General features: G+C 45.0%; 4 protein-coding genes and 1 pseudogene. All 5 read left to right on the top strand.

Features of this window, described 5'->3' with window-relative positions; all coding sequences use genetic code 11:
- Positions 1 to 223: pentapeptide repeat-containing protein (locus tag AC1DLI_RS34240; RefSeq protein ID WP_477610184.1), on the top strand; the 223-nt coding region annotated here is incomplete at its 5' end.
- 270 nt (positions 224 to 493) lie between these two features.
- Positions 494 to 797: pseudogene (locus AC1DLI_RS34235) on the top strand (PadR family transcriptional regulator).
- A 2-nt stretch (positions 798 to 799) separates the two neighbouring features.
- Positions 800 to 1,177 carry a DUF1048 domain-containing protein gene (locus AC1DLI_RS34230; protein WP_477610182.1) on the top strand — a complete coding sequence of 126 codons (378 nt, stop codon included), beginning with the start codon at positions 800 to 802 and terminating at the stop codon, positions 1,175 to 1,177.
- A gap of 2 nt (positions 1,178 to 1,179) precedes the next feature.
- Positions 1,180 to 1,533, top strand: coding sequence for a DUF1048 domain-containing protein (locus tag AC1DLI_RS34225; RefSeq protein WP_477610180.1), 354 nt, complete (start codon positions 1,180 to 1,182; stop codon positions 1,531 to 1,533).
- A partial coding sequence (locus AC1DLI_RS34220) for an ATP-binding cassette domain-containing protein (RefSeq protein WP_477610178.1) occupies positions 1,530 to 1,924 on the top strand: 395 nt, incomplete at its 3' end. The genes AC1DLI_RS34225 and AC1DLI_RS34220, both read left to right, overlap by 4 nt.

The raw sequence follows: 1,924 nt of genomic DNA, 5'->3' as shown, positions 1-1,924 counted from the left end.
CGGCCAAACCTTCATCGGAGTCAAGTTTGACAAAGCGGCGTTGAACGAAGTTTCGTTCAAGGGCGCGACACTCAAGAATGCGTCTTTCCAAGGGTCTTTGTTGTCCAAGAAGTACTACCGTGCCATCAAAACCATCTGCTTTGACGGCGCGATGATGGATAAGTTGACCTATGCTGCGCTCAAAGGCATAGAGGCCGATTTGTCAAAGGTTACGGTTATATAAGGAGGGTAAAATATGCCAAACAAATCAATTCAAGTAAAAGGACTGCAAAAATCCTAGATTTGAACGCAGGGCAAATTATAAAAAAATCATGATTGTGGCCACAGTCCCATTGCTTGCCGGCTAGTAGCAACTTGCGTTTTAGTTGAAGTTCATAATCACAAAAACATATTAGAACAACCGCAATTGACAAACCAGCTACTACGTGTTACTGTATAGTAGTAGTAAGTAATACTGAATATAAGTCATACGGAATAGCGAGGGGTGATTGTACTGGAAAACTTAACGGAAATGCTCAAAGGCGTGCTTGAGGGCTGTGTCCTTGAAATTATAAGCCGCAAAGAAACCTACGGCTACGAAATCACGCGGCGGCTGAACGCCCTCGGCTTCCCAGATGTTGTTGAGGGAACGGTTTACACTATCCTGATCCGGCTTGAAAAAAGCAAGCTGGTAGAGATCACCAAAAAGCCCTCCGACATGGGGCCGCCGCGAAAGTTTTTCGCCCTCAAAGCGGAGTTTCTGGGAAAAATGGGAATTTGTTTCGTCTAAAATCAATCAATTAAAGGAGGATCAGTAACAATGCTTGATTCTATTATAAAATTGATAATAGGCGACATGGAAGATAAACGGGCCTATAAACAAATGATGAAGAGGGTTGACGCCCTGCCGAAAGACTATCGGTATGCATTTCGCAAAATTCAACATTATATGTTTAGCGTTGGCCCCCCTGGCGGTGACATGACGATATTTACTGACTTGACGATGTTTACGGACTTAGTGGATTTATTTGAATCAAGCGCTGCGGATGGCAAGCAGGTTCTTGACGTCATAGGCAGCGACGTAGGCAGGTTTTGTGATGAGTTTATGCATGCGTCGGTTAATACTGAAAATACTGAAAAGCTGCGGGAAAAACTAAACAAAGAGATTATGGAAAAATTTAAAAAGGAGGGGCAATAACGATGCTGGAGCTTATCAAAAAAATGATCGGGGACAAAAAAGAGTATAGGGARCAAATGGCAAGGGTAGAAGCGCTGCCTGAAGACTATAGGTTCGTATTTGAAAAAATCCAGGGATACATGTGGAGTTTTGCGGGAGGAGACGGCTCTGACATGTTGAAAACCCAGCACGAATTGATAGAGTTGTTTGAAGCCAGCGCGGCGGACGGCAAGCACGTTCTCGACGTGACGGGCGAAGATGTTGTCGGGTTCTGCGACGAGTTTTTGCGCGACACGAAAAAGTGGACCGATAACTTTCGCAAAAAATTAAACCGCGACATGATGAACAAATTCGGAAGGGGGAACGATTCTAAATGAAAGACATCGCAATTCAAGTAAAAGGACTGCAAAAATCCTACAAGCAGCATCAAGTCTTAAAAGGAGTGGATTTCGAGGTGGAAAAGGGCAGTATTTTCGCGTTGCTCGGGTCCAACGGGGCAGGCAAGACTACGGTTGTCAAAATCCTCACCACGCTGCTCAAACAAGATGGCGGATCCGTTACCGTAAACGGATTCGATGTTGCTTCAAAACCCGAGAATGTGCGACAAGCGATCAGTCTGACYGGTCAATTTGCCGCCGTTGACGAATTATTGACYGGWCGGGAAAATCTTATCTTGATTGCYAAGCTRCGATACCTTAAAAACCCAYGRCAGGTTGCMGACGATTTGCTWAAAAGCTTCGGCTTTACAGAAGCCGCAGACCGCAGAGG

The sequence above is a fragment of the Paenibacillus sp. 01T443 genome (genome assembly GCF_056398325.1).
Note: the sequence above shows the minus strand (reverse complement) of the source record. Positions and strands in the feature narration are given on the sequence as shown.

What these genes read in the sequence shown, in the direction of transcription:
- AC1DLI_RS34230 (WP_477610182.1), top strand. Translation starts at nt 800, where the DNA reads ATGCTTGATTCTATTATAAAATTGATAATAGGCGACATGGAAGATAAA.